A 17,461-nucleotide genomic window follows, 5' to 3' on the forward strand; every position below is an offset into this window, starting at 1 on the left:
GCGTCAACCCACACATGACCATCGATTCGAACACAGAATCAGATCGAACGATCGATTTCAGATACGCACCGCCAGTCGTCCAGACCTGTATCGGCCGCGTCGACGACGACTACAAGACGGTCGTCCGCGAAGATGGGCGACTCTGCTACGGCTACGAACTCGGACCCGGCGTCGACTACGACCCGAACCAGCTCGGCCACGACCGTATTACCAGTCCATACGACTCCCATCCGTTACAGTCGTTCGCGACGACGATCAAGCCGACAATCACGCATCGCGACGAACTGATCGATCGGGAGCAGACCTACGGCGACCCCAGGGAAGCGATCGTCACGACGACCGAACGGTACGCCGAGTCGACCCTCTCGTGGACGGTCTTCGCCTACGAATCAGACGACTGTCGGGCCGACGTGATTCGATGGACGGTGACCACGACAGCGGACTTTCGGCCGGCCCCCTCTCGGGTCAAACTCGACCTCCAAGGCGCGGCGCTTCAAGATGTGATCGAAGTTCCGATGCCCGATCCAACTGCCGATCGCGATCGGCTCGATCTGCCGCCGTACGCCGTCCGTCGTGGCCTCGACTACGAGAGACTCGGTAGAGACGAGACCCGAGTGGGTGCGTTCGTCGTCGTGCTGGACGGCGACCTCGATCCGGCGGCTGTCTCGATGGAGTGGGTCGAGGACGCCCTCGACCGAACTCGCGAGTACTGGCAGTCGGTCGAACCGTTCCAGAACACGTTACAGATTCCCGACGAGGACGTTCAGGCGATGCTCGACTCTTGCGGGCGCAACATCTTGCAAGCCCGTGAGGTTGTCGACGGCGTGGCCGAGTACCAGGTCGGGCCGACCGAGTACCGGGGACTGTGGGTCGTTGACGGCCACTTCATTCTCGAAGCCGCCCACATGATGGGTCGGGGCGAGGCGGCGTTCGAGCAAGGACTGCTCGCCTTGCTCCGGCGTGTCAAACCGTCGGGAGCACTGCTCGAGTCGCCCAAACATGACAAGGAGACTGGGATCGCACTCGCAACGTTCGTCCGCCAGTGTGAACTGGCCGACGACGATGAGCGGCTGGTCGAACTCTGGCCGCTGATGTGCCGTGCCCTCGAATTCCTCGAAAGCCAGCGCGAACGGGCCGAGGCGATGGGATCCGACTATCCGGCCCAGTCGCTGTTCCCGCCGGCGTTCGTTGACGGGGGAATCGAAGGCCCCTATCCCGACTACACGACGCCACTTTGGGTTCTCGTCGGACTCCGTGCGGCGGCCGACGCAGGCGATCGACTCGGCCTCGACGGCCACGATCGATTCGACTCGCTTTACGAGGAGGTCCTCGAGGGTTTCCATCAGTGTGCCGAACGCGACATGCGCAAAACTGACGACAGTATCCCCTACCTGCCGATGATCATGGAAGACATCGAGTACAACAGGCCACAGTCGGCAACCTGGGCGTTCGCACACGCGATTTACCCGGGCGAAGTGTTCGACCCCGAGTCGTCGTTCGTCAAGAATCTGCTCGAATTGCTCGATTCGATCGACGATACGCAGGGGCTCCCGGAGAACACGGGCTGGATCCACGACCAGGCCGTCTGGTCGTACTCAGGACTGTTCTACGCGCAGGTGTGGCTTTACGCCGGCGACCCTGAGAAAGCCGTCGACTACCTCTACGCCTTCGCGAACCATGCTGCACCGAGTCGTGTCTGGCGGGAAGAACAGGCGTTCACCGACGGCCATTCGACGGAATTCTATGGAGATATGCCCCATAACTGGGCCTCGGGGGAATTCATTCGACTTATCAGGAATCTGTTGGTTGTCGAGATCGACGCCGACCTCGAACTGTTTCGGGGACTCCCGACGGAGTGGTTGCCGGCCGAGAACGAACCGCTCGTTCTGGAAGCGACGCCGACGCGCTATGGTCCGATCGACGTCGTCCTCAGTGCTACCGGAGACGGCGAGTACCAACTCGAACTCGACCTTCCGAGCCGTGATCGGACGCCTGAGACGATCGTTCTCTGGTGGGACGGCGACGTCGAAGGAACGGAAACTGACGTCGACTCGCTGGGTAACCAGAGATATCACGTACCGAACGTAGCGGACCAGGTCACGATTCATCTCTCGCGGTAACCGAATGCTGTGTCGGCAGTCACTTCTCATCGATCTTGAAGCTATGGATAATATACGATATACGCTCTTGATGCGATGAAAGCCTGCTAAGACCTCAGCGCATGGAGTAAGACTGGGGTGGCAAAGGCCGATGCTTCACAGGCGCAACAAAGCGCGTGCTCTTGATTGGCCGACGTGCCAAGGAAGCCACATCATGAGGCCAAGCCCGACTGCCCGGGAGGAAGTCGGGCGACGACCTCGAATAGGTGTCGCTCTACTCCATGCACTATCGCTCCAGAGAAAACCATGAACTACCTCGGAATTGACATCTACAAAGACGAATCGTACATTGCTGTCTTGGACGACGATGCGAGGTTGTCGAAGAGATTCGCGTCGATAATACGTAAGGGAAGTTTAGGGGATGGTGTGAGAATGACAATCGATGAGTGAAGATCGCCGCAAAGAGATCGTCCGTCACCTCAGTGACGACGATCTCGACCGACTCCTTGCTGAAACAGACGATGAGAAAATCAGCAAGCGGCTCATTTTTGTCAAGAATCTCTATCAAGGCGACACGCTTGAGCAGGCGGCCGACCGTGTTGGTAAGTCCGAATCAACCGGCAGTCGCTGGGCTCGGCGCTGGAATGAGGGAGGACTCGGGCTACTAACGCCGAACTTCGGGACCGGCAGGCCCCCAAAGCTCGGCGAAGACGAACAGGAAGAGTTGCTCGAACTCCTCCGGGAAGGACAGCCCTGGAAGAAACAGGAGATACAGCATCTCATCGATCAGTAGTTCGACGTGCAGTATTACCCAGTCTACCTCGGCAAGTTTCTTGACAACCTTGGCCTCTCGTACGCCATTCCACGGACCAAGCGTCCCTCTAGACCCGAAAACGCCGGAGAGATTCTCGACGAACGCGTCGCTGACGCGTTCGATGAGGAAGATGCCAAGCCCCACAATAAATGCGAGAATGACGACAAAGAAGGCTGAGTTGTCGACGACGATATCTGTACAGACGGCAGAACTGTCCTCGGATTTTTCGATGCGTCACATCCCCAACCGTGGGACAACTCTCAGCGGCTGTACTGTGTCGATGACCCACACATCACCCGACCGCTGGTTCATCTGTTCGAACCAGCGGTCGGGTTCTACGCGCTCAACGGCGAGAATGTAGTAAGCTTCTCCGAGGACCAGACGAAAGCACGGATCTGTGACTGTCTCGAAGGGATACGCGAGCAGAATCCCGGCAAGCGGATTCTGCTCGTCTTGGGCAACCACTTCGCACATACGTGCGAGTACACGCGGAAGCGTGCCCACCAACTCGGCATTGATCTCGTGTTCTTACCGGTAGGATCACCTGACCTCAATCCAATTGAGCAGGTCTGGAAGTAGTTGAAATGGGTCACATCGCCACTTATCGTCGAGAGCGCGGCAGGTTCCGCGCTCTCGTCGATGATCTCTTTACGCGACTCACCGACCGGTTGAGTTTCGCGAAGGCATGGATCGACGATTTCCTTGGCTCTCGCTTGCAGTTCTTATCTTAACCACTAACCACCGCTGGAAACACAAAACAATGACCGGTCGGTTGCCTATACCCTCACGCTGATAATGTGTGGAACGAATCAATCCTCCGGAAGATGACTCGAGCAATACGGACTGGGCTGTTTCTAGCACTTGCGTTTCTGTGGGGATCTGGATTTATCGCACTCAGGATCGGACTGGAGTATCTACCCCCGTTCTCGTTCGCAGCGATCGCGTTCTTCCTGACGGCTGTCGGGCTGTTTCCGATCGTTGTGGCCCGCTACCGGCACCGACGGCCCCGAACGCCTGCCGGGTGGGCTACCGTCGCGGTGATTGCCCTCTTCACGGTATTCTTCTACAACGCGTTGCTCTTTACTGGGCAGCAATACACGACGGCTGCCATCAGTGCAACAATCATCAGTCTGGTTCCGATTCTCGCCGCGGGATTCGCGAGGGTGTTGCTCGAGGACGAACGGCTCGGACGTCGGGGAGCCGTCGGAATCGTCGTCGGACTGGTCGGCATCGTGACCATCGCGCAACCGTCACCATCGAACATCGCAGCCGGTGCCTTGGGAGAGCTGTTAATCTTGCTCGCGGCGGCGAGCACGGCTCTCGCGGCGGTTTTGATCCAGCGGTTCGCTGCCGACGAACCGGATGTCCTCCTCATTGCCTGGGGCTCGCTCCTCGGCTGTATCGGTCTCTTCGGGCTGGGTCTGCTCTCGGGTGAATCGACCACGATTTCGGCGGTCGTTGTTGGGCCGGCCCTCTGGGCGATCCTCTACCTTGTCGGGTGCGTCTACGTCATCGGCTACTTGATTTACTTCCACCTGCTCTCTGCCCTCGGTGCAATCGAAGTGAATCTCGTCTCCTACGTCGCCCCGCTGTCGGCGGCACTCCTTGAGTGGACCGTGCTGAGCGACCAGCCGACGCTCGAAACTGCCGTGGGATTCGCCATCATCTTCACCAGCTTCGCGATCCTCAAGTCCGAAGAACTCTCGAGCCTGGTCTCCGTCGACGCGCGGATGAAGCACCGATCCTGATACACAAGTTATTCGGCACCATCCGACCCAACTGACGGTATCGATCGACTCTCGATTCATCTCACGAGAAATTCGACCGTGGACCAAGATCATGTTATTCGTTGGATCACTCCTTCATCAGACCATCTTATTTACACTTATGGTCCAAATCGATCGTATAACCGCTTCCAAAACTAATTTGCCATCTATAGGCTTCTATAGTGCTGTATACGCCAAATTGGTTGCCGAAATTGGCGTTCTCGAAAGAGATGTGCGATTTAGAGCCATAGTTAGCTTCTCGTGTGTTTTGGGAGGGAGATCGTTAGACTCTTGTCTCGGGAAGACAGCAGCGAGTGTAGTCCGTAGCCGATTTAGTATCAGATAGAATTTATAGTTCTCAACTATACAATTCTCGTAGTCAACATCCGATTGTCTCCTCAAAAAATCCCCCTGAGTGGAAATGAGATGCAGGACTCAACCCGAACCAGATATTTGATCCTGGGGCTCATCATCACCCCACGATTTTCAGAACCATCATCTTATATCATATAGTAAATATACTTGTGAATGGGATTTTCATTAGTTCTTACTAAGGTTCTGATCAGCTGTAAATACGTTTGCTTAAACAATCATTTCGAGCATACATTTAACAAATACAGAAGATATTTATCCCATCTCCGTAGACCGACGCTCGATACTCTATGACCCCCCCATCGACCAAAGATCACAACAGTCCTCGAAGGCGTTTGCACCTACGTCCTTCCAAAGACAGCAGTACCGTTACTCTCCTGTACAGCAATTCAATTTCCTCTCTGTTCAGTAGTGACGCTGGTCATCGATGACGAGCCGGAATTTAACTTCTGATTCTCACTCGGTTGGGCTTCGACGAGTTGTACGCAGTGGGTTCCTGTCGGTTGATGTCCTCTTGCTCATCGCCGTAGACCCAGTCCTTGCTCAGGATAGCGTAGTCTGTGAAGCCGAAGGGTTGCCAGACATGATTTCGGGATTCTTCCAGATCACGACTGCCCTCGGGATCATGGGCCTGGTCGTCGTCTGGCAGGCCGATTCGCTCGTCGAGATGTTTACGATGAACATCGAGCAAAAGAAGGACCTCAAACAGCACAAGCGAACGGCGATGAAGTCTGCGGTTATCCTCGTGATCCTCGGACCGCTATACACGGTTGCTGGATCAGCTATTGGTCTTCCGCTCGCCGAATGTGTCGACCTCGTCCCGTGGTAGTCCCAGAGTCCCTGCTAAACTAACTGAATCCCGTGCACCAGAACCTCTCTGCCGTGATTGCCGTGGCCACTCTCGTTGTCGGTACGATCGCGTTCGCAGGTGTGGTCGCTGGTAGTCCAGACGTCCCACCACGATCGGAAGCCGACGATAGTGGGTTAGACGCTAACGAGACGGCAACACTGTGGTCGAAAGCGCCGAACGAGTGTCTCAGTGATGACGAGTACGAGGATCGATACGATGAGCAGCGAACGGCGATGCAGGAACTTGCCAACTGTACGGATATCACGTTCAAAGAACCTCCAGATACGGCCGAGCGCTGGACAGCGTATGATTACGAATCACTCGCGGGTGGCGATACAGAGACCTCAATACACCCCATCCATGCAGAACTCACAGATTCTGTCCTCATTGCCGATGCACACGCAACAGCATTTGCGATCCAGCCATCGACAAAAACACACCTGAACGCGAACGAGACGCGTCAGTACATCGCGCCAGAAGGCAAACTCACTGGCCTTATTGATTATCGCATCCGTCTCGATAGCAACTCATCGATCGACGATCACGGCATCGATGAAGTTCGCTTGCTCAGGGATGGTGAGCTCGTCGAGGCTACAGCGGGTACGCAAACACCCACTATCGAATATGCGTTCGATCGTGGTGGCCCGGCAACACTCACACTCGAGGCGGACATCAGCGCCCGAGTTGAGCGAGACCGTAGCAACGAGACGGAGGTCCTCACCGATCGGGTCACCGTTTCGCAGGATCTCGATATCGAGGTATACGATCCACAGGCCTGGGTCTACCATGCATCATATCCCAATGGCGACGGCGGTGTTGCGATCTATCAGGACCAACCGTGGCACGGATACACGCTTTCGGACGACGGCGAAGCGAAGGTCCGTGGCGTGTGGCGATACTACACCGCTCGAGATACCGGCTGGGACGAACTAACGCACGCAACTGCGACCTCCAGCGAGAGGGTAAATTCTGACGCCCTTCCGGTATACGTTCATGCGTTTCCATCCGAATTAGGTCCGCGCGCAGAACCGATCCGTGACGGCCCTGAAATCCTCGAAGTATGGGGGTCCAAGAGTTCTTCGCCGGAGTCCGGGATCCACGAGAACGTCGATATCGACGTAGTTTCGGAGACCTACACCCGATCGGATGGACTGGCTCTTCGCCACGACGAGATCGATCGAGATGCGATCGCCGTCGACGGTATCGTTCGAGGTGTCTCTGCAGACATCGTCGAGCCCGACGGTGGCTCGGAACGAGAGATTCGTGAGAGTGACCTCTCTGTCGAGATCATCGAATCGAATGCGACTGCAACGACTCTCCAGATCGAACTTCGTGATGCCGAGACAGGTGCGCCGATTATGCTCGAGAGCCCGTTCGACCATCCTCGGTTTTCGCTGATCGGCCACCAGTCGCGGGAGGGCTACATCACGATCGGTGACCAGCGAGTCCGAACGAACGCAGCTGGTACTGCTGAGGTCACAGTCCACCAGCCGGGAATCTATACGGCGGAGTATCACCCTGGTTCGTGGCGTTCACACAGTCCAGCATATTTCGGTGATACAGCCACCGAGACGTGGCATCCGCTGGCGACACCGACTGGCTGGTTCACACTATTAGTAGACGTTGTTCGGTATGCGCTCCCGCTTGTAGTCGTGCTCTACGCTGCCAAGCGGATCGGCACCTTCTTGAAAATGAAAGATACGCTATGACAACCCAACAGAAGACAGTATACAGACGTACCGTTATAAGAAGCCTCCTTGTTGGAGCGACAGCCGGACTCGCTGGCTGCTCAGCTTTGAGCGATCGCAGCGACAACGGGTCCGTTGACGCTGCTGAAGAGTTCATCCAGAGCGTCGATGTCGATGGACTCGAGCTGGTAATCGAACTCGAGCGAGACACAATTGATCGACTGAACCTAATCGCACCCTCTGGTGACCTCTTCGCCCAGCGATCGCGGTGATCGATACGGGTGAAGATTCTGTTCGCGTCTATCGAGATAGTGAATTCCTGCCTCTCCAGACGGTTCTCGGGGAGACGGATTCGGATGAAGCAACGACAAGCTTGCCCGCATTTGAGGAGCCATCGCCGGCTGTACCCGATCGTAAAGATATAGATGTGCAAGCAGACGATTGCAACGCTTCAGAGACGAATCGCGAGAAGGAACTCCCATCTGATCCAGCGGATATCGACTTCAGTACCTTCGTCGAGGAGTGTATTATCGAACATGAAGACGCTGAAATCCCGAAAGACGACCTCTACAAGGTACACCAACTGTGGGCTGCTGTCTATAATCAAAAGGAGTACTCGAAACCCTGGTTCTCTCGGAAGCTTGGCGAGCACATTACGTATGGAGAGAGTCGTCCAACGCGTGATGGCCAGCGCGTAAACTGTTACACTGGTATCACGCTCTCAAGTCAGGGGCGAGAGCTTGCTGAATGACACTATGATTATCCCTGAAATCCGACTGAGTCCAATAAGTTGCAAACGAGCGTGTCAGTGCATACTGACTGAGACGACGCTACCTCGACGGGCTCGTCAGGGTAAAAACCGCAAGACAGAGTCGGATGTCAGGGTAGCGTCGGGGCAGAAACCGACTAGTATAGACAGGGGTTATCCCGTCGGTCAGTGGGTTGGCTGGTATCGGTATTTGAGTTTATTTGACTCCTCCAGAGTCGGAGAGTCAGTACAAATGGAGGGCAGAAATGAGTAACACAATTAGCAGTGAAATCGATGACGATGTACTTCCCAGCACACTCACTGAGAGAACACAGTGGCTTTGCTGGCGATCGGAACATCGGGACGGAAAACAAACGAAGATTCCAATCGACCCGAAGACTGGCAACGTTGCGTCGTCGACGGATGATCGGACCTGGAGCGACTTCGAAACAGCACTGAGGTATGTGGATTCTGCAAACGCAGATGGAATCGGATTCGTCTTTACGAGCACGGACCCGATTGTCGGGGTCGACCTGGACAAGTGCCGTGATCCAGAGACTGGTCGACCAGATAAAGACGCGAAGGAGATCATCCAACAACTGGATTCGTTCACCGAAGTTTCCCCCTCTGGAACGGGCTATCACGTCCTCCTCCAGGGAGAGCTCCCAACCGGGCGAAACCGTCGAGGTGGAATCGAGATGTACGATCGATCTCGGTTCTTCACCGTGACAGCAGAGCACGTCGACGGAACGCCGACGTCGATCAACGATCGGCAAGCGGAACTCGAGGCGATCCACGAGGAGTTCGTCGCTGAAGAGGATAATATTGAAAACGACGCCGTCGACACCGATCGGACCGAAACCGCGAACCAACGCCAACCGATCGAACTCGAGGATGAGGAACTGCTTAAGAAAGCCCGATCAGCAGGTAACGGCGCAAAGTTCGATCGGTTGTGGCAAGGCAACACCAGTGGATACGACAGCCAGTCGGAAGCCGGTATGGCACTGTGCTGTTTGCTCGCGTTCTGGACGGGTGGCGATCGACTACAGATGGATCGACTCTTTCGACGGTCAAGACTCATCCGGGGGAAATGGGACGACATCCATCACGCGGACGGATCGACGTACGGCGAAAAGACGATCGAGCGAGCGATTGCTACGACAGGCGACTTCTACGAGCCGAAGAAGTCTGCCATGGATACCCAACTGGATTCTGAGACGGCTTTTGACTTGGAGAATGAGTCCGGCCGTTCGGAGTCTATAGGGGCCGATCAGACCTATCTTGCAGAGAAGAACCGGCTCCTCGAACAGCGTATCGATGAACTAGAACAGACGCTTGCCGATCGCCGTAACGAAATCGAGCAGCTCACTGCGGAACGTCAAGAGCTCCGATCGATCGTTGAACAACAAAAGAACGTGGTCGAGCGATGTACCAATCAAGAGAATAAGATGGGTGATGACTCGTCGTCGTTGTGGGTACGGGTTCGGCAGTTGTGGTCTCGCGACTGATCTGACCAGATAGAGTTCTTATCGAAAACTGTGGATTCATTATTTGCACCGCTCAGCTCAGGTGGATGATGTATCGCAATACAGTATGACGCATACGTAAACTGGTAAAAACAGCGCGCAACACTCAGAGGATGCGTTCAGCAGTCGTCCAGCGTCCGTTTTCCCAATGTACTTCACTACGCCGCTCGTGTGCTTCTCAATGGAGACGGTCGTCCAATACTGCCATCTTCGATTTCAACCCGATCAGCAGTGGTTCGAGCCGGTTCACCAGCAGGTGGCTGCCAAACCCGCGGTGACTCACGAACTCATCCACCAGACGAATCTCTTAGACGACGGCACTGCGGTCGTGTTGTTCGAAATCGTCGGAGACGTCGATCGGATCGAGGCATTACTCAAAGAGCACTTTCTCGCCCTCGAATACCAACTGATCGTCAAGGATCATAGCGTCTTCGTTTACGCCCACTTTCGACCCAACGAGACGATTTACGCGCTCTTGCGGATGTTCGATCGCCACGAAATCGTTATGGACCCACCGATGATTTACACCGACGAGGGCGCTTTGGAAATAACCATCGTGGGGAACAAGAAGATCGTCGCCGAGGCGATTGAAAAAGTCGATGCCGACGTCTCGTTCGTTCTACACCGGACCGGAACCTACGAACCGTACCACAAATCGCTATTCTCGCTTCTCACCCCAAAGCAACAAGAAACGCTCAAAACGGCCATCGAATGCGGCTATTATCGCGATCCGCGCGCAGCAACGTACGAGGATATTGCCGACGAACTCGGCTGTGCAGTCGGGACGGTCGGCGAACACCTGCGAAAGTGTGAGGCAAAGTTGTTGCCCCGTCTTGTCCCCTGACTGGTCTGTCGGGTGATGGTGGTGGGTGTTTCTCCCGCATATTTGCGGCTAATCGCTTACCCAACATGAACGATAATGTGAGACTATGCCACGCAATCAGGCATCGGATCGGGGAACGGGGTGTCTCGAGTGAGCGAGGGACTCTTCAGGGACAGTTTCGAGGATATGTCGGTGGGCGACACCACGGAGACGATCGGGCGAACGCTCACCGAGTCCGACGTGGTGAACTACGCAAACGTAACGGGGTGTTGGTTCCCCATACATACGGACAAGGAGTTCGCCGCATCGACGATGTTCGGCGATCGGATCGTCCAGGGGACCTTCCTCGTCGGGCTTGCCGAAGGGTTGCTCTTTCAAAATCGGGAGACGAGCATCCGGGCCAACGCCGGCATCGGTGAGATCTCGTTCCATCAGCCGGTTTACATCGATGATACGGTACGCTACACCGCCGAAATCGTCGAAAAGACACCTCGTAATGACGACCATGGCATCGTAACGGCGGCGATTCGCTGCCAGAATCAACGCGGAGAGACGGTCGCGGAGTTCGAGAATCAGTACCTCGTCGCACGAACACAACAGGAGGATCCAACTCATGACTGACACGCCTTACGACCCGGGAGAACCGCACACCGGCCTCGTTCATTGGTACCTCGAACGATGGGCCGCAGAACAGCCGATGGCGAGCGCTTACAGTTACGAACCGGTCGCGATGGCGGATGGGGACGCTATCGACGGGACGTGGGAGGAGTTAAACCGGGAAGCGGCACGTCTCGCTGCCGGTCTCTCGGAGGCGGGCGTCGAGCCTGGTGACCACATCGCCACGCTGTTCCCGCAGTGTCCACAGTATCTCAGAACGTACGCCGCGGCCGCCAAACTCGGGGCTACGCTCGTCCCGATCGACTTGCGTTCGGAGCCGCGCGAAATCAAGTACATCCTCGAGCAGACGCGACCGACGGCCTTCCTCGGTGTCGACGCGTATCACGGAGAATCGTATCGAGAGGCGCTGATGGGACACGACCTCCTTGCAGATGTTCCGATAGTGGAGTGGTTCGACGACGCGAGATTCGTATCAGGTGGCGACCCGGGAGAGTACGAGTGGAGTGTCGTCGATTCGGACGGATCGACACGGAACTCGGCTGATGCCGTGGGAAACCACGACCCAGATACGCCGTTTCTCGTCGTGTTCACGAGCGGAACGACGGGCAGTCCGAAAGGAGCGCTATTGAGCCATCGAAACGCAGTCTTCCAGGGAACGGCGATGTCTGATACCTGGGCGATCGATCACTCGGATACCACACTCGTTCATCTCCCACCGAGCCACGTCGGTGGCTCAACTGAACTCCTCGGGACGGTGTTCGTCTCCGGCGGCGAAGCGGTACTGCTCGACGCGTTCGATCCTGGCGAGGCCCTGGACAGAATCGCGACAGAATCGATCACCGTCGTCGGGAACGTCCCTGCGATGTGGGAGATGCTCTTTGCGGTGCCCGACCACGAGGACGCGATGGAGAGCGTAAAGACGGCTGTCGTGGCCGGCCAAGCGCCGTCGGAGAACTGCCTCGATGGAATGGCCGCAATCGGGACGCCCGTGACCGGCTGGGGGCTTACGGAGACCGGTGGGTTCGTCACCCTGACCGAGCTCGAGGCCTCCTGGGACGTACTCACGGAGACCGTCGGAAAACCGTATCCCAGATTCGACGTGAAGGCGGTCGATGAGAGTGGCGCCACCCTCCCGGAAGGCGAAACCGGAGAGCTCGTGGTTCGCGGTGACGGTGTCATGGTCGGTTACCTCGACGACGAACAGACGGCCGCCGAGACGATCGACGGGGAGTGGATCCGGACCGGAGACATGGGCTTCGTCGACGAACACGGGTACGTCCGGCTGCGCGGTCGGGCTCACAACATGTACATCTCCGGCGGTTACAACGTGTATCCCGACGAAATCCAAGACGTTCTGACGTCGCATCCGGCGGTCAACCTGGCACAAGTAGTCGGCATCGAACACGAGAAGTGGGGTGAGGCAGGCCACGCGTTCATCGTTCCGGATCCTGATTCGGACCTGGACGTTTCGGATCTCGAGGAGTACGCCAGCAAGGAACTTGCGGACTATAAGCGGCCCGTGAAGTACACGATCAGTGACAAACTCCCGACTACACCACTCGGGAAGATCGACCGCCAAGGTCTAATCGAGAGATACGACCTCTCAACATAGTACGATGTCGATCGATAATCACAAATTAATCAATGAACAGGTAGGTTTCTGGGGCGCTGTCGCGCTGCTCGTCGGCACCGCCATGGGAATGAGCATCTTTATTGTCCCGACGCAGATGCTAGCACAGGCCGGTCCAAGTATCACTATCGCCGTCGTCTTCGCCATCTTACCGATGGTGCTTGGCGTACTGATGTTGTTGCAGCTCGGCGGCGCACTACCGGTTGCTGGCGGAATTTACGTGTACGGTTCGCGGCTCATCGGGCCTTACTGGGGAATAATCGGCGTTGCCGTCCCTGTACTGGCCGTGTGGTCGTACCTGCTTTTCGCCGCGCTCGGATTTACACAGTATCTCAACGGCATTCTGGGAGAGGTTGCCGGTACGGAAGCGCCGGCGATGCTAATCATCTGGGCGATCATCGGGGCGTTCCTCGCGCTCAACTATGTCGGCATCAGGATCGTTGCAAAGGTACAGATCGCAATGGTGCTGTTCTTCCTCGCGGCGCTGCTGACGTTCACGCTCGGGATGGCACCCTCTGTTGAGGCGAGCAACTTCACTCCGATCTTCCCCGACGAACTGTTCGTCGGCAGCATGGCGCCGCTGCTTCTGGCGATCGTGACGCTGTACACCCCGTTCCAGGGCTTCGGGATGATAATCGAGATGGGGGAGGAGATCGAGGACCCGGTCAAGAACATCCCCCGGGTACTCGCCATCGGGATGGGGATCGTGGCGGCGATTTCGATGGCGGTCGTCATTGTGCTAGCCGGCGCGGTGCCGTGGCAGGAGGCCATCGTCGACGGAAAGCCCGTTGAGGGCGGCTTCTTCGCCGTCAGCACGCTCCCCGATGGCGCGTCGCTGCTGATCGCGCTCGGTGCACTGGTCGCCGGTGCGACGACCATCAACGCACTATTCACCTCGTACTCCCGGACCGTGATGCGGGCAGCCCGCGACGAGATCATTCCCGACTACCTTGCGGCGGTCCACGACCGATTCAACACGCCGAACCGCGCGATCATCCTCCTCGCGATCCCGCCGCTCGTAGCTGCGCCGTTCGTCGACCTCTTCGACGCAATCACACCCGTAGAGTTCCTCGATTGGCTCGTGGTCGTAGTCATCGTCGGCATCCTCATGCTCTTCATGATCGGCGGTATCGCGCTGTGGAACCTGCCGAAGGTATTCCCGCAGCGCTACGAGTACTCGATTTACAAGCTCCCGATGCCGCTGCTCCGCGCCGTCGCGGTCGGGAACGTCCTCGTCTCGTTCGTGTTCATCATCTTCATCGTCTCGAGCGCCCCGACGGCGCTATTGTTCTTCTTGGCGTGGCTGGCTCTCGTGACGGTAGCGTACTTCTATCGCATCCGCGCATACGATAAGAAGGGCGAGAACCTCAAAGACCGGATGGGGCTGCTGCACAGACACGAACAGATCGAGAGGAAAACCACCGACGACTGATACTGTCAGCTGTACTTTTCCTCGCCGAGAGCGTTTCACTCCTGGTCGATCTTCCTACACCGGATCGTTTTAAGCCTCTGCAGTCCCTGGAGGCCCTTTGTCCAGAGTTTTAGCATATGTGTCCCTACACAGTTCTATTCTGCCAACTCTGGGGAAGGTATTCACCACTGTTAAAGAGTGGCTTGAACCATTCGGTCATGTGCTGTACTACCGATCGATCCGACTCAACCCAGTGTCCACCGTATCTGTATGTCACGTTTGCGCTGTATATTCAGCAAGACTCTACTAAAACAACTGATAACTAACAGGAGTAGCCGCATTAGGTTCGCACATACGGTGTGCGCTGTGTCACTGAGAGTCTTTTCAAGACTGTCTCTTCATATATAAGAACTGTAGGTGCAGTGTGAGGTAACTTCTACTCAAAGAACAGACCAACAAAATCTCACCGATCGCTCACGTAGTTTCGTGGCTCAACAGAACGGTTTGTCCTCCCCAAAGGGGTGAGGGGAAATCAGTGAATTCCGCTCGCTAACCATGAGTTCTGAACGATCGAAACATCGACTGGGCAGCGGCACCGACATACAACTAGAGACGCTGATCGAGCCACGAGAGAATCATCGAGAACTCTTGATCCCAAACAACCGCAGCGGTGTCTCGATCGTCTCATACGTCGACTGGGTTCTCGTCGAACTCACACACGAACCTCTTGGCGCTGAATACCGATCATCGCATCTTTGGGGTCACAAGCGGACACACTACGTCGCGGTTGATGCGTACGGTGAGTTGTTCGCAAAACACCATTATGACGATCGGCTCGGCTGGCATGAAGAGACACTTTCGCGTGATGAACTTCGAACGGAGTTGGCGAACCGGCTATCAAGATTTCGTCCAGAGACATCTGATCCGAGCCGTGAGGTGGCGTGTCGATGTGACCGCTTTGTTCTCAAACCCCTCCGTCACTGTTCTCAGCGAGAAGATACGAAATAATTCGGAAGCATGCCAAACTATTAGTCCAAAGCGACTCTACAGAGACCAATGAGCGATCAATCACGTGCGTGGCCAGCGGAGATGGACGCTGCTGACCGCATCAGGCATGTTGCGTTGACTCGAACGTCGCCGCAAAATGCTGGCTGGATTGCTGAAGAGGCAGATGTCTCGAGGGATACAGCCGTTAAATATCTCGATCGCATGACCGATCAGGGCGAGCTCGAGGTCGTCGAAACAGCTGACGGCACGTGCTACAAGCCAGACGACATCACGCAATTCCTGCGCGAAGTCCGCACTCTCGCTGAAGAACAGTCTGTAGACGAACTCACCAACGAATTGCGTGCAATTGGTGACGAAATCGACTCGTGGAAAGCAGTGTACGATGTCGAGTCACTCGAAGAACTTCGCCGGAGTATTGGACGTGAGGATCTGTCGTCCAGCGATCGACGTGAGCGCCTCGAGACTATCGAGGAATGGGAGTACAACATCCAGGTACGGGAAGCGCTTCAGCTTGCCATCAGCCTGCAGAGTTCACTGACGAAGCTTGACGCAGATCCGCGTATCGGGGTGATTGGCACAGGGACGCTCCCGCAAGAAGGCTAACAAACTGATGGTACTGTTTCTTGCTGGTGGCCGAGGGTTCACTCGGCGCGAAGGACTTCGTCGGATCAAAGAACGCCTCGAGAAAGAACCTGGTTTCTCCAACATCCAGTATCGACCATCACGACTCCGTCCTCGATCTGTTGTTGCCGACGTTGATACGGAGATGTTCCTTGAGAGAAAATTCCCGCGGCAGCAGGCTACTTTTGAGGTTGCCTGGCGTCCCCGTGCTGGAACTGATGTCCAGCGTGTGCAGTGGGCCGACGATGCAGTCAGTCTGGGATGGCACAAAGATGACGACCACGAAGATCTTGGGACAACTCACTTCCAGATCGAGACTGATGAGGAACTATTCCACGAACCTGGACACCTCAAGGCGGAAGCGCCACTGAGTTTCTTGGAGACCTGCCTACAGCGACTCCCTGCAAAGCTTGAAGAGACAATCACGGACTGAACTTGGTTACTCTCGGTCCGACAACCGCTTCGAGAGACGATCGAGGCGCTCCTGTGCAGACTCCTTGCGAGACTGTGTGACTTCAGGGAGATATTCGACTTCGCGGAGTTCGTTCGCTTCAACGGCGATCTCGAGAACTGCCCCTTCGTGCTGAGCCTCCGGTGGTAGCGTCGTTACGTCGACATCGAGTTGCTCTCCGTGTTCGTCGACCATCCGCTCTTCAGCGTCGGCTTCCGCATCGCCGGTGATGAGATAGGAGAACTCTCCGAACTCGATGGAGAGTGCCACACTGTTATCGTGAAGGTCCGAACCCGAATCTCCTTCGGGTCGCCATCTTCCCACGAAGACGCGATCCCGTGCCGTTATCGTGAAGGTCCGAACCCGAATCTCCTTCGGGTGGGTTGAGCACGTCGACGTTCGCGTTGCCGAACTCGAAGTGATTGCCGTCTTCGACGACCAGAAGTTCGATGTCGTGGTCTTCGATGGCGTCGAGATATCGATCGTACGTCTGGCTCGTGTGAGCAACGCCAGAGTCGTAGGCTTCGCCAATGCCGTTCCGTTCGGTTTCGTAATGCTCGATGATCGCATCGTGGCCGCCGATGTGGGCGGCATGCCCGTGTGTTGCGACGAGATGATCGACTCGATCGACATCCTGATCCTCGAGGTACTCAATCACGTCCGAACCTCCTTGACGCCAGTCTCCGGAGTCGATAAGCATCGTCTCACCGGAGGGTTCGATCAGGAGCGTGGCGTCGGCCTGGCCAACGTCGATGTGCTGGATCTCGAGGTCACCGTCAACATCGGGATCATCACCTGGGTCGGGATCATCAGCTTCGCTTTCGTCGGTTTCTTCTGGATCAGTTTCGTCCCCATCGGCTGTGGTATCGTCTTCAGCACCGATCGAATCGATCTCTTCGAGGTCATCATCTGCGTCAACTGTCGGCTCATCACTCCCTGTCCCAGTTCCATCAACACAGCCAGCAAGGACGAGCATCGCCGCGACAAGAGCAATCAAGAGAAGTCGTTACATTACCTTCGTGACTCGGTTACCGCT

General features: G+C 56.2%; 16 protein-coding genes and 1 pseudogene. 15 read left to right on the top strand and 2 right to left on the bottom strand.

The features are described from left to right. Positions 1-14: 14 nt before the first annotated feature. The 15 genes and pseudogenes from AC6I6L_RS17290 (at position 15) to AC6I6L_RS17360 (ending at position 16,345) form a co-directional block, all read left to right on the top strand. Positions 15-2,120, top strand: a complete 2,106-nt coding sequence (locus AC6I6L_RS17290; RefSeq protein WP_497919026.1) for a glucosidase family protein — start codon at positions 15-17, stop codon at positions 2,118-2,120. 421 nt (positions 2,121-2,541) lie between these two features. After that, positions 2,542-3,644 (top strand): annotated as a pseudogene (locus AC6I6L_RS17295) (IS630 family transposase). Positions 3,645-3,737: 93 nt separating this feature from the next. After that, positions 3,738-4,661 (top strand): DMT family transporter, encoded by a 924-nt coding sequence (locus AC6I6L_RS17300; protein WP_497919027.1) that lies wholly within the window; start codon positions 3,738-3,740, stop codon positions 4,659-4,661. An 817-nt stretch (positions 4,662-5,478) separates the two neighbouring features. Continuing rightward, positions 5,479-5,880 carry a DUF7985 family protein gene (locus AC6I6L_RS17305; RefSeq protein ID WP_497919028.1) on the top strand — a complete coding sequence of 134 codons (402 nt, stop codon included), beginning with the start codon at positions 5,479-5,481 and terminating at the stop codon, positions 5,878-5,880. Between the two features lie 53 nt (positions 5,881-5,933). After that, a complete protein-coding gene (locus AC6I6L_RS17310; protein ID WP_497919029.1) occupies positions 5,934-7,610 on the top strand; it encodes a DUF8186 domain-containing protein in 1,677 nt (558 codons plus the stop codon). An 86-nt stretch (positions 7,611-7,696) separates the two neighbouring features. Further along, the gene (locus AC6I6L_RS17315; protein ID WP_497919030.1) at positions 7,697-7,861 is read left to right on the top strand and encodes a hypothetical protein; all 165 of its coding nucleotides are present in this window, start codon (positions 7,697-7,699) and stop codon (positions 7,859-7,861) included. Further along, positions 7,858-8,340, top strand: coding sequence for a primase-like DNA-binding domain-containing protein (locus AC6I6L_RS17320; RefSeq protein WP_497919031.1), 483 nt, complete (start codon positions 7,858-7,860; stop codon positions 8,338-8,340). The genes AC6I6L_RS17315 and AC6I6L_RS17320 overlap by 4 nt, the downstream gene beginning before the upstream one ends. A 263-nt stretch (positions 8,341-8,603) precedes the next feature. Continuing rightward, on the top strand, positions 8,604-9,845 hold the full coding sequence (locus AC6I6L_RS17325) for a phage NrS-1 polymerase family protein (RefSeq protein ID WP_497919032.1): 1,242 nt from the start codon (positions 8,604-8,606) through the stop codon (positions 9,843-9,845). Between the two features lie 199 nt (positions 9,846-10,044). Continuing rightward, complete coding sequence (locus AC6I6L_RS17330) at positions 10,045-10,707, top strand: helix-turn-helix domain-containing protein (RefSeq protein WP_497919033.1); 663 nt, start codon at positions 10,045-10,047, stop codon at positions 10,705-10,707. A 129-nt stretch (positions 10,708-10,836) separates the two neighbouring features. Further along, entirely contained in the window at positions 10,837-11,307 is a 471-nt protein-coding gene (locus tag AC6I6L_RS17335; protein WP_497919034.1) for a MaoC family dehydratase, read from the top strand. After that, positions 11,300-12,916, top strand: a complete 1,617-nt coding sequence (locus AC6I6L_RS17340; RefSeq protein ID WP_497919035.1) for a class I adenylate-forming enzyme family protein — start codon at positions 11,300-11,302, stop codon at positions 12,914-12,916. The genes AC6I6L_RS17335 and AC6I6L_RS17340 overlap by 8 nt, the downstream gene beginning before the upstream one ends. 4 nt (positions 12,917-12,920) lie before the next feature. Further along, positions 12,921-14,366, top strand: a complete 1,446-nt coding sequence (locus AC6I6L_RS17345) for an APC family permease (protein ID WP_497919036.1) — start codon at positions 12,921-12,923, stop codon at positions 14,364-14,366. 534 nt (positions 14,367-14,900) lie between these two features. Continuing rightward, complete coding sequence (locus AC6I6L_RS17350; RefSeq protein ID WP_497919037.1) at positions 14,901-15,353, top strand: DUF8030 family protein; 453 nt, start codon at positions 14,901-14,903, stop codon at positions 15,351-15,353. A gap of 48 nt (positions 15,354-15,401) precedes the next feature. After that, positions 15,402-15,956: a DUF7342 family protein gene (locus tag AC6I6L_RS17355; RefSeq protein WP_497919038.1), complete on the top strand. Its 555-nt coding sequence runs from the start codon at positions 15,402-15,404 to the stop codon at positions 15,954-15,956. Positions 15,957-15,982: 26 nt separating this feature from the next. After that, on the top strand, positions 15,983-16,345 hold the full coding sequence (locus tag AC6I6L_RS17360) for a hypothetical protein (protein ID WP_497919039.1): 363 nt from the start codon (positions 15,983-15,985) through the stop codon (positions 16,343-16,345). A gap of 68 nt (positions 16,346-16,413) precedes the next feature. Here the strand turns inward: AC6I6L_RS17360 and AC6I6L_RS17365 are convergent, their stop codons facing one another. After that, positions 16,414-16,620 carry a DUF3006 domain-containing protein gene (locus tag AC6I6L_RS17365; protein WP_497919199.1) on the bottom strand — a complete coding sequence of 69 codons (207 nt, stop codon included), beginning with the start codon at positions 16,618-16,620 and terminating at the stop codon, positions 16,414-16,416. A gap of 79 nt (positions 16,621-16,699) precedes the next feature. Continuing rightward, the gene (locus AC6I6L_RS17370) at positions 16,700-17,401 is read right to left on the bottom strand and encodes an MBL fold metallo-hydrolase (protein ID WP_497919040.1); all 702 of its coding nucleotides are present in this window, start codon (positions 17,399-17,401) and stop codon (positions 16,700-16,702) included. Positions 17,402-17,461 lie beyond the last annotated feature (60 nt).

It is taken from the genome of Halosolutus sp. DAT137 (assembly GCF_059736405.1).

What these genes read in the sequence shown, in the direction of transcription:
- AC6I6L_RS17290 (WP_497919026.1), top strand. Translation starts at nt 15, where the DNA reads ATGACCATCGATTCGAACACAGAATCAGATCGAACGATCGATTTCAGA.
- AC6I6L_RS17300 (WP_497919027.1), top strand. Translation starts at nt 3,738, where the DNA reads ATGACTCGAGCAATACGGACTGGGCTGTTTCTAGCACTTGCGTTTCTG.
- AC6I6L_RS17305 (WP_497919028.1), top strand. Translation starts at nt 5,479, where the DNA reads ATGACGAGCCGGAATTTAACTTCTGATTCTCACTCGGTTGGGCTTCGA.
- AC6I6L_RS17325 (WP_497919032.1), top strand. Translation starts at nt 8,604, where the DNA reads ATGAGTAACACAATTAGCAGTGAAATCGATGACGATGTACTTCCCAGC.
- AC6I6L_RS17330 (WP_497919033.1), top strand. Translation starts at nt 10,045, where the DNA reads ATGGAGACGGTCGTCCAATACTGCCATCTTCGATTTCAACCCGATCAG.
- AC6I6L_RS17340 (WP_497919035.1), top strand. Translation starts at nt 11,300, where the DNA reads ATGACTGACACGCCTTACGACCCGGGAGAACCGCACACCGGCCTCGTT.
- AC6I6L_RS17345 (WP_497919036.1), top strand. Translation starts at nt 12,921, where the DNA reads ATGTCGATCGATAATCACAAATTAATCAATGAACAGGTAGGTTTCTGG.
- AC6I6L_RS17350 (WP_497919037.1), top strand. Translation starts at nt 14,901, where the DNA reads ATGAGTTCTGAACGATCGAAACATCGACTGGGCAGCGGCACCGACATA.
- AC6I6L_RS17355 (WP_497919038.1), top strand. Translation starts at nt 15,402, where the DNA reads ATGAGCGATCAATCACGTGCGTGGCCAGCGGAGATGGACGCTGCTGAC.
- AC6I6L_RS17365 (WP_497919199.1), bottom strand. Translation starts at nt 16,620, where the DNA reads ATGGTCGACGAACACGGAGAGCAACTCGATGTCGACGTAACGACGCTA.
- AC6I6L_RS17370 (WP_497919040.1), bottom strand. Translation starts at nt 17,401, where the DNA reads ATGCTCGTCCTTGCTGGCTGTGTTGATGGAACTGGGACAGGGAGTGAT.